The organism is Saccharothrix obliqua, assembly GCF_019375475.1.
Lineage (GTDB): Bacteria > Actinomycetota > Actinomycetes > Mycobacteriales > Pseudonocardiaceae > Actinosynnema > Actinosynnema obliqua.
The window spans coordinates 669,884-695,674 of sequence record NZ_JAHXGQ010000001.1; the positions used below are offsets into that span (position 1 = coordinate 669,884).

The following is a 25,791-nucleotide window of genomic DNA, read 5'->3' on the forward strand; positions in this document are numbered from 1 at the left end:
CGCGGTCGATCAGGCGGGTACGGGCGTAGCGCCGGGGCCGGAGAGCAGCGGCGGCTCGCTCGGCGCGTTCAGCACCTCGTCGTCCAGCAGGCCCTCGGAGCGGGCGACCAGGACGGGCACCGTGATCTGGCCCGCGACGTTGGTCGCGGTGCGGACCATGTCCAGGATCGGGTCGATGGCGTACACCACGGCCACACCGGTCGCGATGACCTCCGGCGGCAGGTTCACCGCGCCCAGGGTCAGCGTCAGCATGGTGAACCAGCCGGTGGTGCCGGCCGTGGCCAGCGCGCCGAACACGGCGACCGCGACGATGGCGACGTACTGCCACAGCCCGAGCTGGATGCCGAAGAGGTTCGCGATGAACACCGTGGCGATCGCCGGGTACACCGCGGCGCAACCGTCCATCTTGGTGGTCGTGCCCAGCGGGACCGCGAACGACGCGTAGTCGGCGTCCACGCCCAGGTTCGCGGCGGTCTGCCTGCTCAGCGGCAGCGTCGCGCCCGACGACCGGGACACGAACGCGAACTGGATCGCCGTCCACGCCTTCGAGAAGAACGTCACCGGGCTGACCCTGCCGACGAACCGCAGCAGCACCGGGTACACCACGAACAGCACCAGCAGCGTCCCGCCGTACACCGACGCGATCAGGCTGAACAGCGGCTGCACGAACGAGTTGCCGTAGGTCGCGAACGCCGTGCCGAGGAGGCCGAACACGCCGATCGGCGCGAACAGCACGATCCAGCCGACGATCTTCTGCACGAGGTCGAACGCCGAGCGCGTGAACGTCACGAACGGCGCGGCCTTGTCACCCAGCGCGTACGCGGCGAAGCCCACCAGGATCGCGATGAACACCACCTGGAGCACCTGGCCGTCGGTGAACGCGCTGAACAGGTTCGACGGCACGAGGTTGTCGAGCAGCGCGTCCCACGAACCGCCCTCGCGGCTCGCCAGCTTCTTCACCGCCGCCTCCGACGGCGTCACCTGGACGCCGGAGCCCGGCTTGAAGACGATCGCGATGACCAGCCCGATCAGCACGGCGATCAACGACGTGAGGGCGAACCAGCCGACCGTCTTGCCGCCGAGGCGGGCCGCCCGCGCGCCGCCGAGCCGGCGCAGGCTGGTGATGCCCACGACGATGGCCGTGAACACCAGGGGTATCACTGTGAACTGGAGCAGGCTGGTGAACACGTCGCCGATCTTGCTCAACGTCGTGGCCAGCCAGGACAGCTCGGCGGTCTTCGCCAGCCAGCCCGCGAGCGCGCCCAGGACGAGCGCGGCGAGCACGGTCACGCCGAAGACCTTCGGCTTCGTGTAGGTGCGGATGAACGACATAGCGGGCTCCGGGTGGGTGCGCGGGGACGACGGGGGGCGGCGTCAGCCGCGACAACCCGTGCTCGTCCGGCGCCCGAAGTCGATGTGACGGCGGCGCGTCAGCAATTCGTTCATCGGCTCCCCCAACGCCTCCTGCTCAGGGGAGCTTCCCGGATCTGCGGAAATGTGACAACGGCTACCAGATGTCGGACACCCCGACCCCGATGCCGGCCAGCAGCCGGCGGGTCAGCGGCAGGCTGATGCCGATGACGCTGGACGGGTCGCCCTCGATGCCCTCCACGAACCACCCGCCACGCCCGTCGAGCGTGAACGCGCCCGCCACGCCCAGCGGCTCGCCGGACGCCAGGTACGCCTCCAGCTCGGCGTCCGTCGGCGTGCCGAACCGCACCACCGTGGCCTCGTGGTCGGCGGCGCGGTCCACGACCCGGCCGTCCACCACGCGCAGCACGGCGTGCCCGGTCAGCAGCGTGCCCGCCCGCCCGGCCATCCGCCGCCACCGCTCACGCGCCACGTCCGCCGTGCCGGGCTTGCCCTCCACCGCGCCGTCCGGGGTGAGCAGCATCGAGTCGCAGCCGACGACCACGGCGTCCCGCTCGTCGGCCGCGATCGCCTCCGCCTTCGCCACGGCGAGGGCCGTGACCAGTTCGGTGGGCTTCGGGTCGGTGAGGGCGGCGGCCACGGCGTCCTCGTCGACGCCGGACACGCGGACCACCGGCTCGACGCCGGCGTTGCGCAGCACGGTGAGGCGGGCGGGTGAGGCGGAAGCAAGAACGAATCGCACGTCGGCACCCTAACCGTGGCGGTGCGTAGAACTACCGATGCGCGCCGACGCGGGGTTCGGCAACCTCGAACGCGTGCAGCGCTGGGCTCTGGTGGTCCGCCGGGCCGAACGGGCACGTGGCCGGCTCCGGTGGTGGTTCGCCGTGCCCGTCGTCCTCCTGGCGGCGGTCGCGGCGCTGGTGGTGTCCACCGACCCGGTCGGTTACGGCGTGCCGTTCTGGCCGTTCGCCAACGTGGCCGATCTCGCCGAGCACCGGGTGATGGACGCCGTCACGGCCGCCGCGCGGTCGCAGGGCGATCCCGCCCGCGTGCCGGGCGCCGTCGCCGCGGACGGGGTGGAGGTGCTGGACACCCGCCTGCACCCGCCCGGCGGCGACGTCTGGTTGCGGCTGCGGCTGGACCTGCCCGACGGCGCCCGGTGCCGCGAGGTGATGGTGCTCGGCGACGGCGTCCAGGTGAGCAGCCGCCGGGTGGACTGCTAGCGCGGCAGGCCGGAGGCGCTGTGCGCCTGGTCCGGGGGCAGCGGGTGGCGAGGCGGGACCGTTCGAACCGAGCTGTCGCCGCCGCGAAACTTTCAGGGAGCCTGCCTGATAATTAGGGCGGCCCTGCCCGCCCGCCGCCCTCCCCGCGTCGGCGGGGTGGTCCTGCAAGCTGTCGGCCCGTGAAACTTTCAGGGAGCCTGCCTGATAGTTAGCGCCCTGCCCCGCCGCCGTCCTCCTCGCGCCGGCGGGGTGGTCCGGGCCGCGCTCCGGCTGCCGCAGACAGCCCCTAGCGCGGCAGGCCGGAGGCGCGCCACGCGCCGGGTCCGTGCGGCAGCGGGTGGCGGACGAGGCGGGACCGGTCCGACCACGCCGACGGGCGTGGTCGGGTGCCCGCGCCGTTCGCCGCGGCCGGGCCCGACAAGCCCGCCACGACCGCGGTGAGTGCGGCCAGTTCGACGTCGTCGGGGTTGCCGCGGACGACGCGCAGGTACGGGTGTTCGCTCATAGTGGGATGTTCCCGTGCTTCTTGGGCGGCAGCACCTCGCGCTTGTCGCGGAGCATCGAGAGCGCCCGCGCGACGTGCGCCCGCGTGTACGAGGGTGGGATCACAGCATCAACATAGCCGCGTTCCGCCGCCACGTAAGGGTTGCAGAGGGCGTCCTCGTACTGCTGCTGCAACTCGGCACGCAGCGCGTCGACGTCCTGCCCCTCGGCCGAGGCGTTCGCCAGCGTCTTGCGGTGCACGATGTTCGCCGCACCCTGCGCGCCCATGACCGCGATCTGCGCCGTCGGCCACGCCAGGTTGATGTCCGCACCCAGGTGCTTGGACCCCATCACGTCGTACGCGCCGCCGTACGCCTTGCGCGTGATCACGGTCACCAACGGCACCGTCGCTTCGGCATACGCGTAGATCAGCTTCGCGCCGCGGCGGATGATGCCGTTCCACTCCTGGTCCGTCCCCGGCAGGAATCCCGGCACGTCCACGAACGTCAGCACCGGGATGTTGAACGCGTCGCACGTCCGCACGAACCGCGCGGCCTTCTCCGACGCGTCGATGTCCAGGCAGCCCGCGAACTGCGTCGGCTGGTTGGCCACGACACCCACCGAACGCCCGTCCACCCGGCCGAACCCAACCAGGATGTTCGGCGCGAACAGCGGCTGCACCTCCAGGAACTCGCCGTCGTCCAGCACGCGGGTGATCACCTCGTGCATGTCGTACGGCTGGTTCGCCGAGTCCGGGATCAGCACGTCCAGCTCGCGGTCCTCGTCCGTGACGGATTCCTCGACCGAACCGGTGACCACGTCGTCCGGGGCGTCGAACACCGGTGGCTCGGACATGTTGTTCGCGGGCAGGTAGGAGAGCAGGTCCTTCACGTAGGAGATCGCGTCCTCCTCGTCACCCGCGAGGTAGTGCGCGTTGCCCGACTTGGTGTTGTGCGTGCGACCGCCACCCAGGTCCTCGAAGCCGACGTCCTCGCCGGTGACGGTCTTGATGACGTCCGGGCCGGTGATGAACATGTGCGACGTCTGGTCGACCATGACCACGAAATCGGTCAACGCCGGCGAGTACACGTGCCCGCCCGCGTTCGCGCCCATGATCAGCGAGATCTGCGGCACGACACCCGACGCGGCCACGTTCCGGCGGAAGATCTCGCCGTACAGGCCCAGCGACACGACACCCTCCTGGATGCGCGCGCCACCGCCCTCGTTGATGCCGACGATCGGCCGACCGGTCTTGACCGCCAGGTCCATCACCTTGACGATCTTCTCGCCGTACACCTCGCCGAGCGAGCCGCCGAACACCGTGACGTCCTGGCTGAACACGCACACCGGACGGCCGTCGACGGTGCCGTAGCCGGTCACGACGCCGTCGCCGTAGGGCCGGTTGCGCTCCTGCCCGAAGTTCGTGGACCGGTGCCGGGCCAGCTCGTCCAGCTCGACGAACGAACCCGGGTCGAGCAGCAGCTCGATCCGCTCGCGGGCGGTCTTCTTGCCCTTGGCGTGCTGCTTCTCCACCATCCGCGCCGAACCGGCGTGCACGGCCTCGTCGTTGCGGCGGCGCAGGTCGGCCAGCTTCCCGGCCGTGGTGTGGACGTCCGGCTCCTCGCCGGAGGGGGCGGTCGCACTGCTCATGACCAGGCACCCTAGTTGACCGCCGGCGTCACTTCGGGGACGGACCGGGGGTCCGCGTGCGCACGGGGCTTGACCTCCACCGGGGTCGAGGTCGCAGGCTGTGCGGGGTGGCCCGCCCCACGATCCACACCGCTCCGACAGCGCGTGGGGCGGGCCGCTCCTAGGCTCGGTCCCGTGAGCACGCCACTGGACGCCGGAGCGCTGCGCGCCCGGCTCGTCGGTCCCTACGCCAAGCTCGACGTGGTCGCCTCGACCGGGTCGACGAACGCCGACCTGCGCACCGAGACGGTCGACCGCTCGGTGCTGATCGCCGAGGAGCAGACCGCCGGTCAGGGCAGGCGCGGCCGGGGGTGGGTCTCGCCCGGCGGTGGCCTCTACGTGAGCGTGTTGTTCAAACCGGCCGACGTGCCCGCGTGGCGGCTGCCGTGGCTGACCCTGCTGGCCGGGGTGGCGCTGGTGCGCACGGCCGCGTCGTTCGGCGTGACCGCGGAGCTGAAGTGGCCCAACGACCTGCTGGTGGGCGGCGCGAAGGCGGCCGGCGTGCTGGCGGAGATCACCGGCGACCACGCGGTGGTGGTGGGCATCGGCGTGAACGTCGCGCCGCTGCCGCCGGACGTCGAACCGGGCGCGGGCGGCTTGGCGCCGACCAGCCTGGCGGACCACGCGGACCGGCCGGTCGACCGCGCCGACGTGGCGTTGACCCTGCTGGCGGAGCTGGCCGGGCTGGAGCGCCGGTGGCGGGAGGCGGGCGGCGACCCGGAGCGCGCCGGCGTGCTGGACGAGTACCGCCGGCACTGCGGCACGCTCGGCCGCCCGGTGCTGGTGAGGCTGGCCGGTGGCGAGCTGTCCGGCACGGCCCGCGCGGTGGCGGCGGACGGCACGCTGGAGGTGCGCGACGAGTCCGGCGCGGACCACGTGATTTCCGCCGGGGACGTGGTGCACCTGCGGGTACGGTGAGAGCCGGCACCAGTGCCTGGCGAAAGGACCGTCGTGGCCTACCCGGACGACCTGCTCAGCCCCGGCGAGCACGTCGTGCTCCACAAGCACCCGCACTGGAAGGCGTTGCTGCTGCCGGTGCTCGCGTTCCTCGTCGTGGTCGGCGCCGGGTCCTGGCTGGCCGCGGTGGTGTCGGACCTGTCCTGGGCGTCCGCCGCCCGGATCGCCATCGCCGCCGCGGCGCTGGTCCTGGTGTGGTGGCTGACGTTGACGCCGGTGCTCCGGTGGCGCACCACCCACTTCATCGTCACGAGTGATCGGGTGATGTACCGGGAGGGCGTGCTCAAGCGCACCGGCCTGGACATCCCGCTGACCCGCATCAACAGCGTGCGCTTCGAGCACAGCCTGCTCGACCGCGTCCTGGGCTGCGGCACGCTGGTCGTGGAGTCGGCGTCGGACGAACCCCTGGAGTTCGACGACATCCCCGGCGTGGAGCGGGTCCACTCCCTGCTCTACCGCGAGATCAACGACAACCCGGACGACGATTTCCGACCGGAGGACAGGGTCAGCGATGGGCGCGCGTGAAGTCGGGCTGCCGGACCGGGTGACCGGTCCGGGGCTGCCGGAGAGCGTGACGATCTGGGAGGTCGGTCCCCGCGACGGCCTCCAGAACGAGGACGTGGTCGTCCCCGTGGACGTGAAGCTGGAGTTCCTGGACCGGCTCGCCGACGCGGGTGGGGTGGTGCTGGAGGCGACGAGCTTCGTGCACCCGAAGTGGGTTCCGCAGCTCGCCGACGCGGAGGAGCTGCTGGCCCGGCTGGACCGGCGGTCCGGTGTGGACTACCCGGTGCTGGTGCCCAACGAGAAGGGCCTGGACCGCGCGTTGCGGGCGGGCGTCGGGCACATCGCGATCTTCGCCAGCGCGACGGAGACGTTCGCGCGCAAGAACCTCAACTCGTCGTTGGACGAGCAGTTCACCATGTTCGACCCGGTCGTGACGCGTGCCAAGGCGGAGGGCCTGAAGGTGCGCGGCTACGTTTCGATGTGCTTCGGCGACCCGTGGGAGGGTGCCGTCGCGCGTGAGCAGGTTCTCGGCGTGGGCAAGAAGCTGCTGGACATGGGCTGCGACCAGCTCTCCCTCGGCGACACGATCGGCGTCGCGACACCGGGCCAGGTGACGGCGTTGATCAACGGGTTCGACCGGGTGGACCAGCTCGCCGTGCACTTCCACGACACGTACGGGCAGGCGTTGGCCAACACGTACGCGGCGCTGCTGGCGGGTGTCCGCACGGTCGACTCGTCGGCGGGCGGCCTCGGCGGTTGCCCGTACGCCGAATCGGCCACCGGCAACCTCGCCACCGAGGACCTGGTGTGGATGCTGGACGGCCTCGGCGTGGCGCACGGCGTCGACCTGGACAAGCTGTGCGACACCAGCGCGTGGCTGGCGGGTCGGCTCGGTCGGCCCAGCCCGTCGCGGGTCGTGCGGGCGTTGCGCGGCTGAGCCCGCGGGTCGGCGAATCCCACCGGATCACGCGGAACCGGGCGGGCGGTCGCGACGTCCAACGCGCACCGCCGACCACGTCCGGCGGCGGTGTAGCCCGGAGGTGGCCGTGACGACCGATCACCGCGCCCAGGTCGAGGAGCTGCTGGCCGACTACCGCCGCAGCCGCGAGCAGTTGGCGGCCGTGCAGCGGGAGCTGGCGCGCGTCCGCGCGCACGCCACCAGCCCGGACGGCGCGGTCACCGTCGAGGTCGGCGCGCAGGGCGGGTTGACCGACCTCGAACTCGCCGACGACGCCTACCGGTTGCGGCCCGCGCAGCTCGCCGCGCTGATCGTGCGGACGGCGGGTGAGGCGGCGGCGAAGGCGGCCGAGCGGACCTACCGGGTGATCGACCCCGTGCTGCCCGGTGGCGCCGACCCGGAGGCCGTCGTGCGCGGCACGGCCGACCTGCGGCCGGAGGAGATCGCGCCGCCGGAGCGGGCACGTCCGGACGACGACGAGGACTTCGAGCAGCGCGACTGGTTGAACGTCGAGATCTCAGGGGGACTCCGGTGACCGGTTTCGAGATCGACCTCGCCCGGCTCGACGCGGGGGCGGCCGACTTCGGCGGTTTCGCCGAGCGCGCCGGGAAGGTCTTCGGCGAACTCGGCGGCGCGCTCGACGCGCTCGGCGCGTGCTGGGGTGACGACGCCGTCGGACGGAGCTTCGCGTCCTCGCACGTCGGTCCGGCGTCCGACGCGTTGACCGGTGTCGGCGACCTCGGTCCGGGCCTGCGTGGCGTCGGGCAGCGCTTCGGCGACACCGCCCGCACCTACCGCGCCGCCGAAGACGGCAACAGCACCGCGTTCCGCGCGTTCTGACACGAGGGGCCACCGACATGGGGATCGAGCTGCCGGCCGAACTCGCCGAGGTCGCCGCCAAAGCAGGCGTGTCCTGGCCGAAGGCGGACGAGGACGCGTTGCGCGCGTCGGCCGTCGCGTGGCGGGAGGCGGGCGCCAAGCTGACCGCGCTGGCGGGCGAGTCGGACGCCGCGGCGGGCACCGCGCTGTCCGCGATGACCGGTGAGACCGCGGACGCGGCCCGCCGCCACTGGAACACGTTCACCGCGCCCGACGGCAAGCTCAACCAGGCGATCCGCCGCTGCACCGCCGCCGCCGACCGCCTGGACCACGCCGCACGCCAGGTGGGCGCGGCGAAGGTCGAGCTGGTGCGCGAACTGGTCAACCTGGCGAAGAACACCGAGGCCGCCAACCAGGCCGCCGCCGCGGGGCACCCCAACGCGCTGCTGGGCCTGGACACGGCCATCCGCGGCGCGGCGGCCAACGTCAACCACCTGACCAACACCCTCGCCGCGGCCGTCCGCCTGGACAGCGGCGTCGAGATGGGCGGACGCCTGCCGGTCGACACCAACCCCGGCGCGCACGCGCCGACCGAGCCCGGCGCGGGGCCCGGACGCGGTGGCCTGCTGGGCGACCTGGTGGACACCCTCATCGGCGGTGGCGACGCGCCCGACACCTCCGAAGCCCCCGGTGATCACGACGCGCCCGGTGCTCCGGGGGCCGCGCCGGGTGGCCTCCTCGGGAACCTGCTCGGCGGCGGTCAGCAGGGCGGTGGCCTGGTCGGCGGTGTGGTCGGCGGTGTGGTGGACGCGGTCACCGGTGTCGTGAACCCGGTGGTGGACACCGCGACCGAGGTCGTGGACGGCGTGGTGGAAACCGTCGACCGGACCGTCGAGGGCGCGGTGGACATCCTGCCGGGCGGCCCCGAGCACGGTCCGGACCACGGACCGGATCGCGGTCCCGACAACGGTTCCGGCCACGGCCCGGGTCCGAACCACGGCCAGGGACCCGTCGTGGACCGCGGCCCGGACCGGGGTCCGGACCGCGGACCGGTGCACCAGGTGATCGCCCCGGTCACGGGCGACCTGCCGGGTGTCGCCGCCCCGATCACCGAGCCGGTCGGCCGCGTCGCGGACACCGTCACGTCATCGGCCGCGGCGGTCCTGGACCGCCCGGTGCTGCCGATCGACACCCACACCCCGCCACCCACGACCTCCGCCCCCGCCACGAACGTGCCGCCCGCGGTCGGCAGCGCCCCGGTGGGTGGTGCGCCGGTGGGTGGTGCACCCGTGGCGCAGGTCGGCGGGGCGCCGACGACCGCCGCACCCGCCGCGGGCGCGGTCTCGGCGGGTGCGCAGCCGGCTGCTCCCGGCCAGACCGCACCGGGAACGGCCCAGCCCGGCCAGACCACGCAGCCCGGCCAACGCGGCACGTCCCCGGGACTCCCGGGCCAGTCCGCGCAACCCGGCCAGCCGGCCCCCGGCGGCCAGCCCGCCGCCAAGGACGCGGCCCAGCCCACGCCCGGCAAGGACCCGGCCGCGCAGCACAAGGACACCCAGCCGAAGGAGCCACCGGCCAAGGACAACCGCCCGGAATCGGCGAAGCGCGATGACGGGCTGCTCGGCTTCGCCGTCGTGCCGCTGGCCGGCAAGCGCGACCTCCTCGTCCGCGGCGGCCAGGGAACCGCACCCGGCCAGGGCGTGCCCATCGCGGGCACGGGCGTTCCCGCCGCCGGGGCGGGCATCGGCGGCAAGGAGGCGTACGGGTCGCTGTCCGGCGTGCTCGGCGAGGGCCACCCGGCACCCGAGCCCTCGCGGCAGGTCGGGCAGGAGGTCCGGTCGGCCGACGACGCCGTCACCGCCTTCCTCGCCCACATGTTCCCCGGCGGTGTGCTGCCGCCGCCCCGGTCGGCGCCCGCGCGTCAGCTGCCCGCCCCGCCCGAGGACCGCGATTTCGCGCCCGGCCTCCGCTTCGAGCCGCAGGGCCACCCGGACGGCCACCTCGTCGACACGTCCGCGCGTGAGCTGCCACGCCGACCAGCCGCACCGGCCGGCCCGCCCGACCCGGCGCTGCTCGACGGCTACGACCCGCAGGCCGGGCTGCACGAGCGGGACTGGGACCGGCGGTTCCTGGTGCGCGCCGAGCCGCCCGAGCACGCGTGGCCGCCCGCCGAGCTGTTCCCCGAGGGCGGCTACGAGGCCGGTCAGCCGGGTGTCCTCGCGGTCGGCGTCGAGCTGGACCGGTTCGGCACGCCGGAGGGCCGGGTGCTGTCCGAGACGGGCACGCCGTTCACCCAGCGGTCGCTGCCGCCCACCGCGTTGACCGCCGGTTACCGCCGGTACCGGGTGACCCGGGAGCTGCCGGTGTGGTTCACGCTGTCCGCCGGCTGGTTCGGGCAGCCCGGCGGCGGTGTCCGCTACCGCACGACGCACCCGGTGGCCGAACTGGTCGCGCTGGGCCACCTGGAGGAGGTCCGATGAACGCCGAGTCGATCCAGGGCTGGCTGCTCGCGGTGGGCGTGCCCGCCGAGGTGGTCTCGGTGGGCGCGGAGGCGGACAACGCCTGGTGCCTGGTCGCCGACGACGAGGGTTTCGAGGTCTTCTGGCGGGAACAGGGCAACCGCTACGACTGGGCCCGGTTCACCAGCGAGGACGTCGCCTGCCACTACCTCTTCGGCCGCCTGGTGTGGGCGCAGGTGGTGCGTGGCGCGGTCGGCCTGCTGCCGCGGCAGGCGGCTAGCGGGGCGTGAGGTCGGAGCGCCAGGTCACGTTCACCACGTCGTCGGCCTTGGGCACCGGCAGGTAGACGGCGAACGTCGCGGGCCGGGCGGTGGACAGCTCCAGCCGCCCGCCGTCGGCGTCCACCAGCGCCCGCGCGAGCGCCAGGCCGACGCCGGTCGAACCGCCACCGGACACACCGCGCTCGAAGATGTGCGCCGCCAGCTCGTCGGGCACGCCCACGCCGCTGTCCGCGACCTCCACCACCACCGTGCCCTCGTCGCTGCGCGCGGACACCACGACCGTGCCCTCGCCGTGCCGCAGGGCGTTGTCCAGCAGCACGCCGATGGCTTCCCGCAGCCGCGCCGGCGTGGCCCGCGCCAGCAGACCCTCCGGCACGCGCACCCGCAGCACGCGGCCGGCGCCACGCATCGGCTCCCGCCACTCCTCGGCGATCGCGGCCAGCTCCACGCCCAGGTCCAGCGGTTCCGCGCCGACCGCGCGGGCGGCACGCGCGGCGGCCAGCAGCTCGTTCAGCACGCCCGCCAACCGTTCCGCCTGCTCCAGCGCGGCCCGCGCCTCGGCCGCCGTCTCCGGCTCGGGGTGCTCGGCCAACGCCTCCAACCGCAGCTGCAACGCGGTGAGCCGGCTGCGCAACTGGTGCGACACGTCGCCGACCAGCTCGCGCTCCCGCTGCACCAGCAACGCGAGCGCGCCCGCCGACCGGTCCAGCGCGTCCGCCACGAGGTCCAGCTCGGGCACGCCGTGCCGCCGGTCGTCGCGCCGGAAGTCGCCCGCGCCGAGCCGGGCCGCGCGCACCGCCACGTGCCGCAGCGGTTTGGCGAGCTTGCGCGCGGTCACCGTCGCCACCACGGTCCCGGTGCCCACCGACAACACCACCAGCAGCACCACCAGCGCCGCCACCTGGTACTGGACCGTGCGCATCGGCCCGTCCGACACCTCCAGCGTCACGGTGCCCTGCTGCGCGATCGGCACGTCGATGGACAGCACGTCGGGTCCGGGCGACGCGCCCAGCTCCTGCCTGCCGTGGTTGGACGAGACCACCAGGTGCCCGCCCTCGGGCACGAGGATCTCCACCGGCTCCAGGTCGATCGGCTGCCCGGAGGCGATCTGGTCGTCCACGGACGCCGCGATCTGCTGGGCACGCACCCCGAGGTCGCCCCGCGCGGCGTCGTCGACCAGGCGCAGCGCGGTGTAGCCGAGCGGTATGCCGAGCGCGAACCCGGTCACCGCGACCGCGAGCAGGATGGCTCGCAGGATGCGGCTGCGCATCTAGTCGACCGTGTTGAACCGGAAGCCCACGCCGCGCACGGTGGCGATGCGCCGCTCCACCGAGCGCACGTCGCCCAGCTTCCGGCGCAGCCACGACATGTGCATGTCGAGGGTCTTGCTGCTCTTCAGCTCCGGGTCGTTCCACACCTCGGACAGGATCTCGTCCCGGTGCACCACCTGCCCGGCGCGCTGGATGAGCACCCGCAGCAGCTCGAACTCCTTGTTCGCGAGCTGCACCTCCTGCCCGTCCACGGTGACGCGCCGCGCGGCGAGGTCGACCCGCACGCCGTTGACCTCCAGCGTGCCCGGCGCGCGCCTGCGCAGCAGCGCCCGGATGCGGGCCATCAGCTCGGCCAGCCGGAACGGCTTGGCGACGTAGTCGTCCGCGCCCGCGTCCAGGCCCACCACGAAGTCCACCTCGTCGGACCGCGCGGTGAGCATCAGCACCGGGATGGCCCGCCCGCCGGCGCGCAGCCGGCGGCACACCTCCAGGCCGTCCATGCCGGGCAGCCCCAGGTCGAGCACCAGCAGGTCCACGCCACCGTGCGAGGTCGCCCGGAGCGCGCCGGGGCCGTCACCGACCACCTGCACCTGATAACCCTCCCGCTGCAACGCGCGGGACAGGGGATCCGCGATCGCCGGATCATCCTCCGCCAACAAGACCACGCTCACGCCACCCAGCGTAGGCGTGGGACGATCCCCGCGTGTCCTCCGATCTGACGCTCGCGTTGCGGCTGGCCGATGCGGCCGACGCGATCACCACGTCCCGGTTCCGCGCGCGTGACCTCCAGGTGGAGCGCAAACCCGACCGGACACCCGTGACGGACGCCGACGTGGCCGTGGAGGACGCGATCCGCGCGGTGCTCGCCGACACCGGTGACCAGGTGGCGGGCGAGGAACGCGGTGGCGTGGTGGGCGCGGGCCGGACGTGGGTCGTGGACCCGATCGACGGCACCAAGAACTTCCTGCGCGGCGTACCCGTGTGGGCGACGCTGATCGCCCTGGTCGTGGACGGGACGCCGCGGGTCGGCGTGGTCAGCGCGCCCGCGCTGGGCCGCCGGTGGTGGGCCGCCGAGGGGCAGGGCGCGTTCACGCTGGACGCGACGGGGGAGCGGCGCATCGGCGTGAGCGCGGTGGCCGACCTCTCCGACGCCTACCTGTCCACCACGCACCTCGGGTCGTGGGTGGAGCACCACTCGCGGGAGGCGTACCTGCGGCTGGTGGACGCGTGCTGGGAGAACCGGGCGTTCGGCGACTTCTGGCAGCACTGCCTGGTGGCCGAGGGCGCGATCGACGTGGCCGCCGAGGCGGTCGTGAACCCGTGGGACGTGGCCCCGTTCCAGGTCCTGGTGCGCGAGGCGGGCGGGCGGTTCAGCGACCTGTCCGGCGCGGACCGGTTCGACGGAGGGGACGCGTTGTCGACGAACGGTCGGCTGCACGAGGCGGCGTTGGCGTTGCTGGCGCGGCACCGGGCGTGACCCTGGGCCGGGCGTCGGCCTGCGGGAACACCCACTTCTTGTAGCCGTACCACCGGAACGCCATGGCGACGAGCGTGCCGATGATCTGGGCGCTGGTGAAGTCGGCGACCTCCTGCACGAGGCGGCTGACCTCCGGCTCCTGGAGGTGCAGCAGGTAGCGCGAGACGCCCAGCGGCAGCGAGTTGAGGCCGATCGCGAGGCCGTTGACGATGAAGAACAACGCCGCCTCGTGGTGGCGTTCCCGACCGCCCCTGGTGCGGAACGACCACTCGCGGTTCAGGACGTACGACACGATCGTGGCGACCAGGGTCGCCACCACCTTCGCCGTCACCGGCTTCTCGTGCAGCACGGTCGTCTTGAGGACGAGGAAGATGACCGTGTCGATCACGAAGCAGATGCCGCCGACCACCGCGAACTTCAGCAGTTCCCGGTGCCGGAGCGCCAGGGAGCGCAGCGGCTCGGGCAGTCGGCGGACGACGTTCTCGACGGAAGACACTCCGACGAGTGTACGGAGAACGGGTGAGAGCGCTGTTCAGGCGACGTCGCGCTGGTCGTCGGACACCACGCGGAGGCGGCGCACGGCGGGCCGCGCGTCGGCCTCCGGGAACACCACCCGGCGCATCGCCCAGAACTTGAACGCGGTGGCGAGCAGCATCCCGATGACCGAACCGCTCAGGAAGTCGGCGACCTGGCTGTGGAGGTCCAGCATGTGCCGGGACACGTACAGCGGGGCCAGGTTCACGCCGATGCCCATGCCGCTGACGATGAAGAACAACGCGGCTTCGTGGTGCCGCTCGCGCCCGCCCCGGGTGTGGAACGACCACTCGCGGCTGAGCACGTAGGACGCGATCACCGCCACCAGGACCGCGATCGCCTTGGCCGTGACCACCTTGTCCTGGAGCACGGTCAGCTTCAGGGCGTACCAGATGCCGTTGTCGATCAGGAAGGTCGTCCCGCCGACCACGGCGAACCTGATCAGCTCGCGGTGCTTGTTGATCAGGAAGCGCACCGGCTCGGGGAGGAGGCTGAAGAGCCTGCGCACGACTGGTAGCACCGGGGCAGCCTACGCCCGCGTGACGCCACCGGACGTCAAGGGGTTCGGCAGGGCCGGTCGTGCGTGCCCGGGTGCGCCTGGGTCGTGTGCGACCGGCACGGCGGTCCGGTCCCCGTCGGCGACGTGGTCGTGGTGGGCGGTGTGGTGGAGGGCGTGGTGGAGGGCGCTGTGGGTGGTGACGTGCCCCGCGTCGTGGTCGGGTTCGTGGTCGTGAGCTGCGGCGATGACGTCGTCGGCGCCTTGGTGCCCGGTGTGCCGGCGGGCGGCTCGACGGTCCCGGGCGTGGTGCGCTTGACCGGCGGCGGGGTCGGGGTCGTCGTCACGGGGAACCGCGTCGGGTCGTCGGGGCCCGGTGCGGGGAGTTCGGGCACCGGGTTGTCCGGCATGTGGTGCCCCACCGGGACCCGCACGGACTGGCTTGCGTCGCCGAGGGTGGCCGTCACGGTCACGTGACCGTGCCGGAAGGGCATGCCGATCGCCCACACGGGCAGCCGGAACGACTCGCCACGCGCCAGCTCCCGCTCGCACACCACCCGGTGCGGGCCCAGCACGCAGTCCGGCCGCAGCATCACCAGCACCACGTCGCGGTCGGCCTCGACGACCAGCCGCAACACGCCCGCCCGGCCGCCGGTGTTGGTGGCCGTGATGTCCAGCCGCGGGTCCCAGTGACCGGGGTGCCACTGGTGCACGCGCAGGTCGACGGCGTCGTCCGCGGGTTGGATCGCCATGTCGACCCGGATGCCCACGGAGATCGCGACACCGGCGCTGACCGTGCCGGTGATGGGGCCGGTCACGGCTTCCGGGTCGGCACGCAGGCGGAACACGAACGTCGCCGCCTCACCGGGTTCGATGCCCCGCTCGGTGGTGCAGGTGATGTCGCCCTCGCCCGCCGGGCAGGGCACCGTCTGGTCGGCCGCGCTGTCGAGGCGCGCGGGCCCCGGGCCGGCGAAGGCCGCGCCGGGACCGACCGCGTGCACGCCGGGCGGCAGGTGCAGCGCGGCGTTCGCGGGCTGCGACGCCGTCTCGCCGGTGTTGCGCACCTTGACCGGCAGGTCGACCGGCGGTGAGCCGGGGGTGAGCGTGAAACCGCTGGGCACCGTCGGCACGAGGAGCGGCGGCGTCGGCTCCGGCTCCGGCTCGGGGTCCGGCGGTCGTGACGTCGGGGGCTGCGAGGTCGGCGGGGTGGTCGTCGGTGCCGGTGGGTTCTGCGCGGGCGGTTCCCGCACCGGCGGTTCCTGCACCGGTGGTTCCTGGGCAGGCGGTTCCTGAGCCGGTGGGTCCTCGGCGGGCGGTTCCTGGGCCGGTGGTTCCTGGGCGGGCGGCTCCGGGGTGGCGGGCGGCGGTGCCGGCGGTTGGACCCGCGCGGTCGTGGTCGGCGGCGGAGGGGAGGTCTGGGCGGCGGGCACCTGCTGGTCGCCGCCGGACGCGAGCCCGACCGCCACGGCCACGACCAGCGCGGCGGCCGAGGCGGCGACGCCGAGCAACTGCCGGGGCGCCGAACCCAGCGCGCCCGCCGCACCACCCGTCCCGGCCGCGGCGGCGACGGCGGTCGCGGCCTTCGCGGTGGCGGCGGTCGCGGCCAGGTAGCCGCCCGCGCCCAGGCCGAGCACCAGCGGCGCGACGAAGGCGCGCAACGCGCCGTTGACGTCGGCGAGTTCGGCGGCCAGCGCCCGGCAGTCGGCGCACTCGTCGAGGTGCGCCTCGACCTGCGTGGTCTCCCGCCTGGACAGGCCACCGCGGGTCCACGCGCCCAGCCGGTCCACGGTGGCGCGGCAGCGCTCGGCCTGCGTCTCGGCCAGGTGCACCTGGAGGTACGCCTGCTTCAGCCCCTCGCGGGCGCGGTAGGCGAGCGCGGACACGCCGTTGGCGGTCAGGCCGAGCAGCGGCGCGACCTCGGCGGGCGACTGGCCCTCGATCTCGGTGTGCCACAGCACGGTCTGCCAGCGCTCGGGCAGCCGGGCGAACGCCCGCGCGGCCAGCGACCGCTCCAGCCCGGCCACCGCCGTGTCCCGGAACGGCACCGACGTGGCCTCGGGCGCGACCTCCGCGACGTCCTCGGCGAGGTCCACCTTCTTCTCGCGGCGCGTCTTGTCGTAAGCGGTGTGCCGCAGCGCGGTGAGCAGGTAGGCGCGGAACGCCGAGTCGGGCCCGCGGCCCGCGCGGAGGGCGTCGAGCACCTTGGCGAACGCGTCCGAGACCAGGTCGTCGGCCTCGGCGGAGGAGCGCGCGAGCTGGCGGGCCAGGTTGTAGGCCGCGCTCACGTGGCGCTCGTAGAGCTGTCCGTAGGCGTCCACCGCCCCGGCTCGCACGGAGTCGATCAGCTCCGCGTCACTCGGCCCCTGGACGTCGGCTGGAACTGTCGCCACGTGTATTCCCCTCCTCGCGCGCTCAGTGTGACTCACCGGGCAGCGCAACGTCACCTCCGACCCCCCGACCGGGCGGCACGGCGACGTCATGGATCGCCTCCCACGACGTCCCGTATCCGTGTTCCGAGGGCGAGGAGGCATCCGGGTGGGTGTGCGGGGAACGACGACCGCCGGCGAGGCCGGCGAACCGGTGTCCACGGGCCGGTCGCCCGGTGCGGACGCGGCGCGGGCGTTGCGGTCGAGGTGGCGGACGGCGACCACGGCCGCGGGGTGGGCGTTCCCCGCCGACTGGCCGCTGCCCGAGGTCGACGAGGTGTGCGCGGCGGTGCTGGGCGGCCCGGCCGACCCGTCCGCCGCGCTGTACCGGCTGGGCGGCGCGCGGGCCGAGGCGGGCGCGGACCTGGCGGAGACGCTGCTCGACCTGGCCGCGCTGCACGCGGTGCTCGCCGAGCCGCCCGGGTCGACCGGGATCGTGTCGCCGAACGTGGACGCCACGCCCGCGTCGATGCTGCGGGCGACCGCGCTGGGCTGGGGCGACGTGGTGTGCCGGCAGATCGCGGACAGCGGTGCGGACGACCCGCTGACCGGGCTGGCCACCGGCGCGTACCTGCGGACCAGGCTGCGCGAGGTGTACGCGGAGGCACGCGCGACGGGGCGCCGGGAGCACGTCCTGGTGCTGGTGGCGCTGGACCTGGACCGGGTCGTCGGCTGGTCGCGGGTGGTGGCGATGACGTTGCTGGCCGACGCGTTGCGCGAGGTGTTCGACGCGGGCCAGACGATCGCGGTGGTCGGGCCGGCGTTGGCGGCGGTGCTGGTGCGGCGGGACGAGGCGCTGCACCGGTCGATGGCCAACCTGCGGGTGCTGGCGGCCGACCGGCTGGCCGTCGACCCGCACGTGGCGCGGACCGGACCGGCGGAGGTTTGGCTGGAGGAGCTGCCGGCCACTTATGGCGAGGCCGTCGCACTGCTGGCGGCTCCCGGGCGCTGACGACCCCTGTCCGGCGCCCGCCCCCGGCGTTCCTCCCCCGAGGCCCGCGACGTTGAGCTTCCTCGCGTCGCGGGCCTCCTCGTCTGCTTGACGCCTCGGCGGCTGGTCTAGTTCACTAGTGTCTTAGTTGACTAGAACAATTTCGGACGGGGGTGATGGTGTGGAGTTCCGCGTGGACCGGTCGAGCGGGCTGCCCGCGTACCTCCAACTCGTGCGCCAGGCGCGGGAAGCGCTCCGGCTGGGCTGGCTCGGTCCGGGTGACCGGTTGCCGACCGTGCGGGACGTGGTCGCGACCAGCGGCGTGAACGCGAACACCGTGCTCAAGGCGTACCGGGAACTGGAGCGGTCCGGCCTGGTCGAGGCGCGTCAGGGCGCGGGCACGTTCGTGAAGGCCGGCCTCGGCTCCGCCGACCCCGCCGTGCTGGCCGCGTTGCGCGCGCGGCTCGTCGAGTGGGTGCGCGCGGCGCGCGCGGCCGGGTTGGACCGGGAAGACATCGACGCCCTGGTGCGGTCCGTGGTGACCGCCGGGGAGACCGAGGGGGAAGGGGTGGCGGTCACATGACCACTACCGTCGCGGAGCCCGCCGGAACGGCCGCGGTCGCGGTGCGGGCGAGCGGCCTGGGCAAGCGGTACCGCGCCAAGTGGGCCCTGCGCGAGTGCGCGTTCGAGCTGCCCGCCGGGCGGGTCGCCGCCCTGGTCGGCGCGAACGGCGCGGGCAAGACGACGCTGCTGAGCGTCCTGGCGGGTCTGGTCAACGCCGACGAGGGGTCGGCGGTGGCGACCGGCCGGGTCGCGTTCGTGGCCCAGGACAAGCCGGTGTACCGGGGCTTCACCGCCGCCGACGTGCTGCGCTTGGGCGCGCGCCTGAACGTCGTGTGGGACGAGGCGCGGGCGCGGCGCTGGCTGGAGCGCTTCGAGGTGCCGCTGGACCGGCCGTGCGGGAAGCTGTCCGGCGGTCAGCGGGCGCAGGTGGCGTTCGCGGTGGCCGTCGGCTCGTGCCCGGACGTGCTGCTGCTCGACGAGCCGCTGGCCAACCTCGACCCGCTGGCCCGCCGCGAGGTGACCGGCGAACTGCTCGCCGAGGTCGCCGCGACCGGGATGACCGTGCTGCTGTCCACGCACGTGGTGACCGAGCTGGGTGGCGTCGCCGACCACCTGCTGCTGCTCGCCCGCGGCCGGCTGCTGGTCGGCGGCGACCTGGACGACCTGCTCGCCCGGCACGTCCGGTACGAGGGGCCGCGCTCGGACGTGCCGCCCGTGCTCGGCGACGTCGTCGAGGCGCGGCACCACGGCGGCCAGTCGTCGTTCCTGGTCCGCCTGCCCGAGGGGCCGCGGCCGGCGGTGGCGGGCCAGTGGGCGGAGCGGGCGGTGTCGTTGGAGGACTACGTGCTGGCGCAGCTCGCCGTGACCAGGAAGGAGCCGGCCGCGTGACCACCGCGATCCGCAGGGACCGGGTCGGCTGGCCCGACCTGCTGTGGCTGACCTGGCGGCAGCACCGCTGGCAGCTCCTCACCGTCGGCGGCGGGGCCGTGCTCGGCTCGCTGGTGTGGCTGGCGCTGGCGTGGCTGATCAACTCGACCGGCACCACCGACCACGGGTTCTGGTTCATCGGCGGCCTGCGTGGTCCCTCGCAGCTCATCGCCGAGCTGCCAGCCGCCGGCGCGGCGGTGATCGCCGTGTTCTGGGCCGCACCGCTGCTGTCCCGCGAGTACGAGCAGCAGACGCACCTGCTGGTGTGGAGCCAGGACCTGCCGCCGACCCGGTGGCTGCTCGGCAAGGTCGTGCTGCTGGGCGTGCCCGCGGTCGGGCTCTCGGCCGGTTTCGGCGCGGCCGTGCTAGTGCTGCTCGACGCGGTCAACGAGGCCATGCCCCAGGTCCCGGGGCGCGGGTACTACGTGCCGTTCTCCCCGTTCAGCTCGCTCTCGTTCGAGGCCGCGCCGCTGGTGCAGGTCGGCTACGCGGCCTTCGGCTTCGCGCTCGGCCTGGCGTTCAGCGCGCTCACCCGGCGGACCGTGTTGTCGATGGGGTTGACGTTGGGTGCGTTCGTCACCGTGCGCTTCCTGGTCGGTAATGTGTGGCGGCCTCACTTCATGACGCCCGTGCGCACGTACGAGATGTACGAGCCGAGGTTCCGCGACCCGACGGTCGTCGACGACCAGAGGGTGGGTTCGATGCACATCCGCGGTGGTTACGCGGACGCCGCCGGTCGCGAGGTGCCGTTCCCGAGCGTGTGCTCGGACGGGTATCGGGGCGGCGACGAGGACAACTACATCAAGTGCGTGACGGACCACGGCGTGGTGCAGTATTTCACCGACTTCCACCCGGCGGACCGCGTCGTGCCGTTCCAGCTCATCGAGTTCGGCGTCTTCGCCGTGCTCGCGGCCGGGTTGCTGGCGGTGGCGTTCACCCGGGTCCGCCGGCGCTGAGCACGGGTCCCGCGCGCCTCGGGGGGCGCGCGGGGCCCGACCGCCATTTGCCCAGGTAGGATCTGTCACCCGTGGACTCCCGAACTCGTCTCCCCGTCGTGGGCATGATCGGCGGCGGCCAGCTCGCCCGCATGACCCACCAGGCGGCCATCCCGCTCGGCCAGTCGCTGCGGGTGCTCGCCGAGACCGAAGCCGACCCCGCCGCCCTGGTCGCGCGGGACGTCGAGCTGGGCAAGCACACCGACCTGGACGCGCTGCGGGCGTTCGCCAAGTCGTGCGACGTGCTGACGTTCGACCACGAGCACGTGCCGCAGGAGCACCTGAAGGCGCTGGTCGCCGACGGCGTGAAGGTCCACCCCGGCCCGGCGGCGCTGGAGCACGCGCAGGACAAGCTGGTGATGCGGACCAGGCTCGCCGAGCTGGGCCTGCCCGTGCCGCCGTTCACCGCGGTGCGGGAGACGGCGGACGTCGTGCGGTTCGGCGCGGAGCACGGCTGGCCGTGCGTGCTGAAGGCGGTGCGTGGCGGCTACGACGGCCGTGGCGTGTGGATGTTGAACACGCCGGAGAGCGCGCACCGCGTGGTGCCCGAGCTGCTGGCCGCCGGCACGCCGCTGATGGTGGAGCAGTGCGTCCCGATGCGCCGGGAGCTGGCCGCGCTGGTCGCGCGGTCGCCGTTCGGGCAGGGTGCGGCGTGGCCCGTGGTGCAGACGGTGCAGCGGGACGGCATCTGCGTCGAGGTCCTCGCGCCCGCGCCGGACACCGACGGCGTGCGTGCGCAGGAGCTGGCGCTGCGGGTCGCGGCCGAACTCGACGTCGTGGGGCTGCTCGCGGTCGAGCTGTTCGAGACCGAGGACGGCCTCGTGGTCAACGAACTCGCGATGCGCCCGCACAACTCCGGCCACTGGACCATCGAGGGCGCGCGGACGTCGCAGTTCGAGCAGCACCTGCGTGCCGTGCTGGACTACCCGCTCGGCGCGACCGACCTCGTCGCGCCCGCCGTCGTCATGGCCAACGTGCTGGGCGCCGCCGCGCCGCCGGAGATGGGTCCGGACGAGCGGCTGCACCACCTGTTCGCCCGGTTCCCCGACGCCCACGTGCACCTGTACGGCAAGGCGGAGCGGCCGGGGCGCAAGATCGGCCACGTGACGTTCCTGGGTGAGCGGCCGGCGGAGGTGCGTGAGCGGGCGCGGCTCGCGGCGCACTGGCTGTCCGACGGCGTGTGGCTGGACGGGTACGACATCCACGGAGTCCACGGAGGGCAGCAGTGACGTCAGTCGGCGTGATCATGGGCAGCGACTCGGACTGGCCGGTGATGAAGGCCGCGGCCGAGGCACTGGCCGAGTTCGGCGTGCCGTACGAGGTGAGCGTGGTGTCCGCGCACCGGACGCCGCGGCGGATGCTGGACTACGCCGAGTCGGCCGCCGGGCGCGGGCTGAAGGTCATCATCGCGGGCGCGGGCGGCGCGGCGCACCTGCCGGGCATGGTCGCGTCGGCGACGGTGCTGCCGGTGATCGGCGTGCCCGTGCCGTTGAAGTACCTGGACGGCATGGACTCGCTGCTGTCGATCGTGCAGATGCCGGCGGGCGTGCCGGTGGCGACGGTGTCCGTCGGCGGTGCGCGCAACGCGGGCCTGCTGGCGGTCCGCGTGCTGGCCGCGGCCGACCCGGCGCTCCAGGAGCGGATGGCCGAGTTCCAGGCGTCGTTGGAGCGGCTGGTGCTGGAGAAGGACGAGGCGTTGCGCGCCGGGCTCTGAGGTGGTGTTGCGTGCGGGTGGTGAACGCGCGCTAACATCTCGGTAGAACGCCCTACCGGGAGGTAACTTAACGTGGACCCGAGTTTCGGTACCTACCAGCTCGCCGAGGAGCACGAGGCGCTGCGCGAAGCCGTCCGGGCACTCGCCGACAAGGAGGTCGCGCCGCACGCGGCCGAGGTCGACGAGCAGGAGCGGTTCCCGGTCGAGGCACTGAACGCGCTAGTCAAGTCCGGCTTCGCGGCCGTGCACGTGCCCGAGGAGTACGACGGGCAGGGTGCCGACTCGGTCGCCACGTGCATCGTGATCGAGGAGGTGGCGCGTGCGTGCGCGTCGTCGTCCCTCATCCCGGCGGTCAACAAGCTGGGCACCATGCCCATCCTGCTGTCGGCGTCGGAGGAGTTGAAGCGCCTGGTGCTGCCGTCCATCGCCTCCGGCGAGGCGATGGCGTCCTACGCGCTGTCCGAGCGGGAGGCCGGTTCCGACACGGCGTCCATGCGCACGCGTGCGCGGCTCGACGGCGACCACTGGGTGCTCAACGGCACCAAGTGCTGGATCACCAACGCGGGCGAGTCCACCTGGTACACCGTCATGGCCGTGTCGGACCCGGACGCCCCGAAGAAGTCGCAGGGGATCTCGGCGTTCGTCGTGCACAAGGACGACCCGGGTTTCGTGGTCGGTTCGAAGGAGCGCAAGCTCGGCATCAAGGGCTCGCCGACGCGGGAGATCCACTTCGAGAACTGCACGATCCCGGAGAACCGCCTCATCGGCGAGCCGGGCACCGGGCTGAAGACCGCGTTGAGGACCCTGGACCACACCCGTCCCACCATCGGGGCACAGGCCGTGGGCATCGCGCAGGGCGCCCTGGAAGCCGCGGTGGCGTACGTGAAGGACCGCAAGCAGTTCGGCAAGGCGATCGCCGACTTCCAGGGCGTGCAGTTCATGTTGGCGGACATGGCGATGAAGATCGAGGCGGCCCGCCACATGGTGTACGTGGCGGCGGCCAAGGCCGAGCGGGGAGAGCCGAACATCAGCTTCATCACGGCCGCCGCCAAGTGCTTCGCGTCCGACGTGGCGATGGAGGTGACGACCGACGCGGTCCAACTCTTCGGGGGTGCCGGGTACACCCGTGACTTCCCGGTGGAGCGCATGATGAGGGACGCCAAGATCACCCAGATCTACGAGGGCACGAACCAGATCCAGCGCGTCGTGATGTCGCGCGCCCTGCTCAAGGGCTAGGACGGCGACCTCGGATCCGGTGTGGGGGCGGCGGTTCTCCATGACCATGCCGCCCCCGTGCCGCGATCTTGCGAACCGAACACGCCGTTGGTCGCCGAGCGTGCGCGTTCGTAGCTGGACGGGACCAGGTGCGTGTACGTCCGGAGCGTGAAGCCGGGGTCGAATGCCTTAGCGCGTGCATCCATCTGACTGTTTGCGGTAGAGCAACCCTCTTGCCCCGAAGTTGTCCTGCCGGATCGCCTCGTGGAATAGATCGCCCGTGTGAGGCCGCTCGTTCTTGTCAGTGGCGATCAAGTTGTCGGATCGCCTTCGGCTTGGTATGCCTCAAGGTGGTCTCGACTGGCGAAGGCAAGTTCTCTGCTTATCGACAAGTGGGATACTTCGCGGTTAACGGTGAGGGACAAGCGGCCTTGTCAATTCGGCTGTAGCCACCGCCGGTTTCGCGAATCTTTTCAAGCCATCTACTGGCTTGGTTCGCAGTCCGTAGGGTGCGCCGCCTTCGTGTGACTTCGCATTGCTATCGCCGCGAAATGGTGTGGGTCAGGTTTCGATAGGCGGCCCGCGTGCGCTTCAACACAAGGAGCAACGACAAGATCAAATGCACCAGTAAGGCGCTCGCGGGTGCGCTGAGAACCACTGAAGCCGGTGTGTCCTTGGGGGTCAGGGCGATAGTTGTTATTAACAGTGCGGTAGTGAGTACGCCAACAAAAACCGTATACGACACGTTAGCTTCTAGCTCGTCTATCAGTCGAACCGGTTCGGGTGTCGCGGGTGGCTGGTCCAGCATGCGGATGCGAAGCTGAAATACATGGACCAGCAATCCGAAGAGGAGTGCCGTGTAAATAGAAACCCCGCTCAGCACGCCCTCCAGTCCGCGCAATTGGAACTCACCCAAAAATGCTGTTACCCCGACCAGGGTCGACGTGCCGTAAAACGCGACTATGTCCAGTGCGCGAGTCTTTCCTGTCCTGGCGTCGACCAAGGTCTTCCAATGGTCGCGAAGTATCCGCGCGGCTGACCACTTAGCCGTCACGAACGGCTGCCAAGGCAACGCCGAGCTGCTGCCGTCCCCACTCTCCGGCCTCCCATGCGTACGGTAGTTTCAGCCCTATGCTGGTCCTGAGTTCTGACACTTTCTGCCTCATTGCTGCATAGACTTCGTCGTCCGTAGGCCGGTCGGCATTGTCGTCAGCTACTGGATATACCAGGACGGGCACTCCGGGCTGGCCGACGAGCAGGCGCTTTTGTTGGACGCCATCGTTCAGGACCAGTTCGACTTCGTCGTCGTCTTGAGCCTTCAGTCCGATCACTTCTTGCGCTTTTACTTCGCTACTCAGCACCCGATCGCGCACAGTTCGAGGAAAACGCCTCTCGCCCCATCGGGGTTTGACCGCGCACACGATCTTTCCGACAGCCTTCGCGACCGATCCGTCGGCAAAGTCGGATGATGCCCCATGTCGAGTCACCTCTATCGCGGTCATGTCCGCATTCTGAACGTACTTGTCCCAAGCCGCCTGGTCAAGCAATCCCTCGTAGTTGAAGATCAAATTGTCATCTTCGAATCGCTGCTTGAATGCACGTTTGAACTGTCCCAGTATCATGGACGCCGCACCACGACCACCGTAACGCTCGGCTAGGAATACCGCCGAATCGCCGGACTCGGGAGAAGCTAGAAGATTGCGCGTCGGCGATACCGCCGACTCGTCTTCGTCATAGTCGTGCGTTGTGTCCCCGGTCGTGGTGTCGATCAACCTTCCCGTTGTGCCGTACCGACCGTACTGCGTAATGAAGCGAATGCAGCGGCCTCGTGGTGAGATCGACTCGATGTCCAGGTAACGGCCAAACCTTTCGTCCTTTATGGGCTTGGCTTGGACATCGGAAAGAAAGCCATGGAAAAGCGCAAGGAAGTCGATTCCAGTTGCCTCCAGATCGCCGAGGTTCAACAGCGTGTCGGCCTGGCGCGCCTTAGTGACGGTCAGCTTGTAAGCGACATACGCGTGCTTAGCCATGGTCTCGCCCCTTTCAGCCCAGTGTAACGGGCGTCACGCAAGGTGAACGGAGATTACGCTGGACGCGTCGCCAAGCCAAGCATGACTTGCAACTGGTCCGGTTTTACTTCGTGGAGTCAGCGGATGCCCACCGTGCGTAAGCAAAAACGATCGCAGGGCAACTCAGGATGGTGGAACCTGTGTGAGATGGCTTCACGGCCAAGGTGTGTCGCCGTCGGCGGTGCGCCCAGAGCCCGTTCCGCCGGTGCTTGCACCCGCATCCGCCCCGATTCGCGGACTCGCACTTCGCTTACCAGCAGCGGTTTAGCGGTGCTGCCTGAGCTGCGTGTGGGAGTACGCCATCGACGACAGCGAGTTCGGCCGCGAGCCGGCGTCCACAGCCGGGGCGCTCGCGCGGTGAGTCACCGCAGGACTGGCTGTGTTCGGCGATGGACCGCCTCGACGACCTCGCTGCCTTGCCATCGGCT

Annotated in this window: 27 protein-coding genes; 16 read left to right on the plus strand and 11 right to left on the minus strand. The window is 72.1% G+C overall.

All coding sequences use genetic code 11. From position 1 onward, the window contains the following. Positions 1–9: 9 nt before the first annotated feature. On the minus strand, positions 10–1,332 hold the full coding sequence (locus KZQ38_RS03365) for a dicarboxylate/amino acid:cation symporter (protein ID WP_219438228.1): 1,323 nt from the start codon (positions 1,330–1,332) through the stop codon (positions 10–12). 175 nt (positions 1,333–1,507) lie between these two features. Beyond that, complete coding sequence (locus KZQ38_RS03370; protein ID WP_219438229.1) at positions 1,508–2,113, minus strand: Maf family protein; 606 nt, start codon at positions 2,111–2,113, stop codon at positions 1,508–1,510. 37 nt (positions 2,114–2,150) lie between these two features. Between KZQ38_RS03370 and KZQ38_RS03375 the strand changes: the two genes are divergently transcribed. After that, a complete protein-coding gene (locus tag KZQ38_RS03375; RefSeq protein WP_219438232.1) occupies positions 2,151–2,594 on the plus strand; it encodes a hypothetical protein in 444 nt (147 codons plus the stop codon). 286 nt (positions 2,595–2,880) lie between these two features. On the opposite strand, the gene KZQ38_RS03380 is transcribed toward KZQ38_RS03375, so the two are convergent. Both KZQ38_RS03380 and KZQ38_RS03385 read right to left on the minus strand, forming a co-directional pair. Next, positions 2,881–3,099 carry an acyl-CoA carboxylase subunit epsilon gene (locus KZQ38_RS03380; protein WP_219438234.1) on the minus strand — a complete coding sequence of 73 codons (219 nt, stop codon included), beginning with the start codon at positions 3,097–3,099 and terminating at the stop codon, positions 2,881–2,883. Further along, the gene (locus KZQ38_RS03385) at positions 3,096–4,727 is read right to left on the minus strand and encodes an acyl-CoA carboxylase subunit beta (RefSeq protein ID WP_219438236.1); all 1,632 of its coding nucleotides are present in this window, start codon (positions 4,725–4,727) and stop codon (positions 3,096–3,098) included. Before KZQ38_RS03385 ends, KZQ38_RS03380 begins: the two co-directional genes overlap by 4 nt. Positions 4,728–4,901: 174 nt before the next feature. Between KZQ38_RS03385 and KZQ38_RS03390 the strand changes: the two genes are divergently transcribed. The 7 genes from KZQ38_RS03390 to KZQ38_RS03420 all read left to right on the plus strand — a co-directional run bounded on the left by KZQ38_RS03390 (position 4,902) and on the right by KZQ38_RS03420 (position 10,753). Beyond that, entirely contained in the window at positions 4,902–5,684 is a 783-nt protein-coding gene (locus KZQ38_RS03390) for a biotin--[acetyl-CoA-carboxylase] ligase (protein ID WP_308258217.1), read from the plus strand. 33 nt (positions 5,685–5,717) lie between these two features. Further along, complete coding sequence (locus tag KZQ38_RS03395; protein WP_219438237.1) at positions 5,718–6,248, plus strand: PH domain-containing protein; 531 nt, start codon at positions 5,718–5,720, stop codon at positions 6,246–6,248. Next, positions 6,235–7,164, plus strand: coding sequence for a hydroxymethylglutaryl-CoA lyase (locus KZQ38_RS03400; protein WP_219438240.1), 930 nt, complete (start codon positions 6,235–6,237; stop codon positions 7,162–7,164). Before KZQ38_RS03395 ends, KZQ38_RS03400 begins: the two co-directional genes overlap by 14 nt. A 109-nt stretch (positions 7,165–7,273) precedes the next feature. After that, positions 7,274–7,720, plus strand: a complete 447-nt coding sequence (locus tag KZQ38_RS03405) for a YbaB/EbfC family nucleoid-associated protein (protein ID WP_219438242.1) — start codon at positions 7,274–7,276, stop codon at positions 7,718–7,720. After that, positions 7,717–8,025 (plus strand): WXG100 family type VII secretion target, encoded by a 309-nt coding sequence (locus tag KZQ38_RS03410; protein ID WP_219438244.1) that lies wholly within the window; start codon positions 7,717–7,719, stop codon positions 8,023–8,025. The genes KZQ38_RS03405 and KZQ38_RS03410 overlap by 4 nt, the downstream gene beginning before the upstream one ends. Positions 8,026–8,042: 17 nt before the next feature. Then, positions 8,043–10,484 (plus strand): glycohydrolase toxin TNT-related protein, encoded by a 2,442-nt coding sequence (locus KZQ38_RS35845; protein ID WP_257900585.1) that lies wholly within the window; start codon positions 8,043–8,045, stop codon positions 10,482–10,484. Next, complete coding sequence (locus KZQ38_RS03420) at positions 10,481–10,753, plus strand: hypothetical protein (protein ID WP_219438246.1); 273 nt, start codon at positions 10,481–10,483, stop codon at positions 10,751–10,753. Before KZQ38_RS35845 ends, KZQ38_RS03420 begins: the two co-directional genes overlap by 4 nt. Here the strand turns inward: KZQ38_RS03420 and KZQ38_RS03425 are convergent. Continuing rightward, complete coding sequence (locus tag KZQ38_RS03425) at positions 10,740–12,014, minus strand: sensor histidine kinase (protein WP_219438249.1); 1,275 nt, start codon at positions 12,012–12,014, stop codon at positions 10,740–10,742. The genes KZQ38_RS03420 and KZQ38_RS03425 overlap by 14 nt on opposite strands. Next, positions 12,015–12,686, minus strand: coding sequence for a response regulator transcription factor (locus KZQ38_RS03430; protein WP_219438250.1), 672 nt, complete (start codon positions 12,684–12,686; stop codon positions 12,015–12,017). 32 nt (positions 12,687–12,718) lie between these two features. Between KZQ38_RS03430 and hisN the strand changes: the two genes are divergently transcribed. Further along, complete coding sequence (hisN, locus tag KZQ38_RS03435) at positions 12,719–13,492, plus strand: histidinol-phosphatase (protein WP_219438252.1); 774 nt, start codon at positions 12,719–12,721, stop codon at positions 13,490–13,492. On the opposite strand, the gene KZQ38_RS03440 is transcribed toward hisN, so the two are convergent. From KZQ38_RS03440 to KZQ38_RS03450, 3 genes are read right to left on the minus strand one after another with little or no spacing between them, the layout of a single operon-like run. Further along, positions 13,386–13,988 (minus strand): GtrA family protein, encoded by a 603-nt coding sequence (locus KZQ38_RS03440; protein WP_219438254.1) that lies wholly within the window; start codon positions 13,986–13,988, stop codon positions 13,386–13,388. The genes hisN and KZQ38_RS03440 overlap by 107 nt on opposite strands. 36 nt (positions 13,989–14,024) lie before the next feature. After that, positions 14,025–14,534 (minus strand): GtrA family protein, encoded by a 510-nt coding sequence (locus KZQ38_RS03445; protein ID WP_219439331.1) that lies wholly within the window; start codon positions 14,532–14,534, stop codon positions 14,025–14,027. Positions 14,535–14,581: 47 nt separating this feature from the next. Beyond that, complete coding sequence (locus KZQ38_RS03450; protein ID WP_219438256.1) at positions 14,582–16,912, minus strand: sigma-70 family RNA polymerase sigma factor; 2,331 nt, start codon at positions 16,910–16,912, stop codon at positions 14,582–14,584. A gap of 145 nt (positions 16,913–17,057) precedes the next feature. Here KZQ38_RS03450 and KZQ38_RS03455 point away from each other — a divergent pair, with 145 nt between their 5' ends. The 7 genes from KZQ38_RS03455 to KZQ38_RS03485 all read left to right on the plus strand — a co-directional run bounded on the left by KZQ38_RS03455 (position 17,058) and on the right by KZQ38_RS03485 (position 23,315). Beyond that, complete coding sequence (locus KZQ38_RS03455) at positions 17,058–17,900, plus strand: GGDEF domain-containing protein (protein WP_308258219.1); 843 nt, start codon at positions 17,058–17,060, stop codon at positions 17,898–17,900. A gap of 160 nt (positions 17,901–18,060) precedes the next feature. Next, positions 18,061–18,462, plus strand: a complete 402-nt coding sequence (locus KZQ38_RS03460) for a GntR family transcriptional regulator (protein WP_219438260.1) — start codon at positions 18,061–18,063, stop codon at positions 18,460–18,462. After that, on the plus strand, positions 18,459–19,331 hold the full coding sequence (locus tag KZQ38_RS03465) for an ATP-binding cassette domain-containing protein (RefSeq protein WP_219438262.1): 873 nt from the start codon (positions 18,459–18,461) through the stop codon (positions 19,329–19,331). The genes KZQ38_RS03460 and KZQ38_RS03465 overlap by 4 nt, the downstream gene beginning before the upstream one ends. Beyond that, a complete protein-coding gene (locus tag KZQ38_RS03470; RefSeq protein ID WP_219438264.1) occupies positions 19,328–20,326 on the plus strand; it encodes an ABC transporter permease in 999 nt (332 codons plus the stop codon). The genes KZQ38_RS03465 and KZQ38_RS03470 overlap by 4 nt, the downstream gene beginning before the upstream one ends. A gap of 71 nt (positions 20,327–20,397) precedes the next feature. Further along, complete coding sequence (locus KZQ38_RS03475) at positions 20,398–21,594, plus strand: 5-(carboxyamino)imidazole ribonucleotide synthase (RefSeq protein WP_219438266.1); 1,197 nt, start codon at positions 20,398–20,400, stop codon at positions 21,592–21,594. 17 nt (positions 21,595–21,611) lie between these two features. Beyond that, positions 21,612–22,079 carry a 5-(carboxyamino)imidazole ribonucleotide mutase gene (gene purE, locus KZQ38_RS03480; RefSeq protein ID WP_219439333.1) on the plus strand — a complete coding sequence of 156 codons (468 nt, stop codon included), beginning with the start codon at positions 21,612–21,614 and terminating at the stop codon, positions 22,077–22,079. 72 nt (positions 22,080–22,151) lie between these two features. Then, a complete protein-coding gene (locus tag KZQ38_RS03485; protein ID WP_219438268.1) occupies positions 22,152–23,315 on the plus strand; it encodes an acyl-CoA dehydrogenase in 1,164 nt (387 codons plus the stop codon). Between the two features lie 517 nt (positions 23,316–23,832). Here the strand turns inward: KZQ38_RS03485 and KZQ38_RS03490 are convergent. Continuing rightward, positions 23,833–24,348, minus strand: coding sequence for a hypothetical protein (locus KZQ38_RS03490; RefSeq protein WP_219438269.1), 516 nt, complete (start codon positions 24,346–24,348; stop codon positions 23,833–23,835). Beyond that, positions 24,338–25,324, minus strand: a complete 987-nt coding sequence (locus tag KZQ38_RS03495; RefSeq protein WP_219438271.1) for a hypothetical protein — start codon at positions 25,322–25,324, stop codon at positions 24,338–24,340. The genes KZQ38_RS03490 and KZQ38_RS03495 overlap by 11 nt, the downstream gene beginning before the upstream one ends. Positions 25,325–25,791 lie beyond the last annotated feature (467 nt).

Excerpts from the sequence above, each read along its gene's own strand:
- KZQ38_RS03400 (WP_219438240.1), top strand. The coding sequence starts at position 6,235 with ATGGGCGCGCGTGAAGTCGGGCTGCCGGACCGGGTGACCGGTCCGGGG.
- purE (WP_219439333.1), top strand. The coding sequence starts at position 21,612 with ATGGGCAGCGACTCGGACTGGCCGGTGATGAAGGCCGCGGCCGAGGCA.
- KZQ38_RS03420 (WP_219438246.1), top strand. The coding sequence starts at position 10,481 with ATGAACGCCGAGTCGATCCAGGGCTGGCTGCTCGCGGTGGGCGTGCCC.
- KZQ38_RS03425 (WP_219438249.1), bottom strand. The coding sequence starts at position 12,014 with ATGCGCAGCCGCATCCTGCGAGCCATCCTGCTCGCGGTCGCGGTGACC.
- KZQ38_RS03380 (WP_219438234.1), bottom strand. The coding sequence starts at position 3,099 with ATGAGCGAACACCCGTACCTGCGCGTCGTCCGCGGCAACCCCGACGAC.
- KZQ38_RS03385 (WP_219438236.1), bottom strand. The coding sequence starts at position 4,727 with ATGAGCAGTGCGACCGCCCCCTCCGGCGAGGAGCCGGACGTCCACACC.
- KZQ38_RS03465 (WP_219438262.1), top strand. The coding sequence starts at position 18,459 with ATGACCACTACCGTCGCGGAGCCCGCCGGAACGGCCGCGGTCGCGGTG.
- KZQ38_RS35845 (WP_257900585.1), top strand. The coding sequence starts at position 8,043 with ATGGGGATCGAGCTGCCGGCCGAACTCGCCGAGGTCGCCGCCAAAGCA.
- KZQ38_RS03375 (WP_219438232.1), top strand. The coding sequence starts at position 2,151 with ATGCGCGCCGACGCGGGGTTCGGCAACCTCGAACGCGTGCAGCGCTGG.
- KZQ38_RS03365 (WP_219438228.1), bottom strand. The coding sequence starts at position 1,332 with ATGTCGTTCATCCGCACCTACACGAAGCCGAAGGTCTTCGGCGTGACC.
- KZQ38_RS03495 (WP_219438271.1), bottom strand. The coding sequence starts at position 25,324 with ATGGCTAAGCACGCGTATGTCGCTTACAAGCTGACCGTCACTAAGGCG.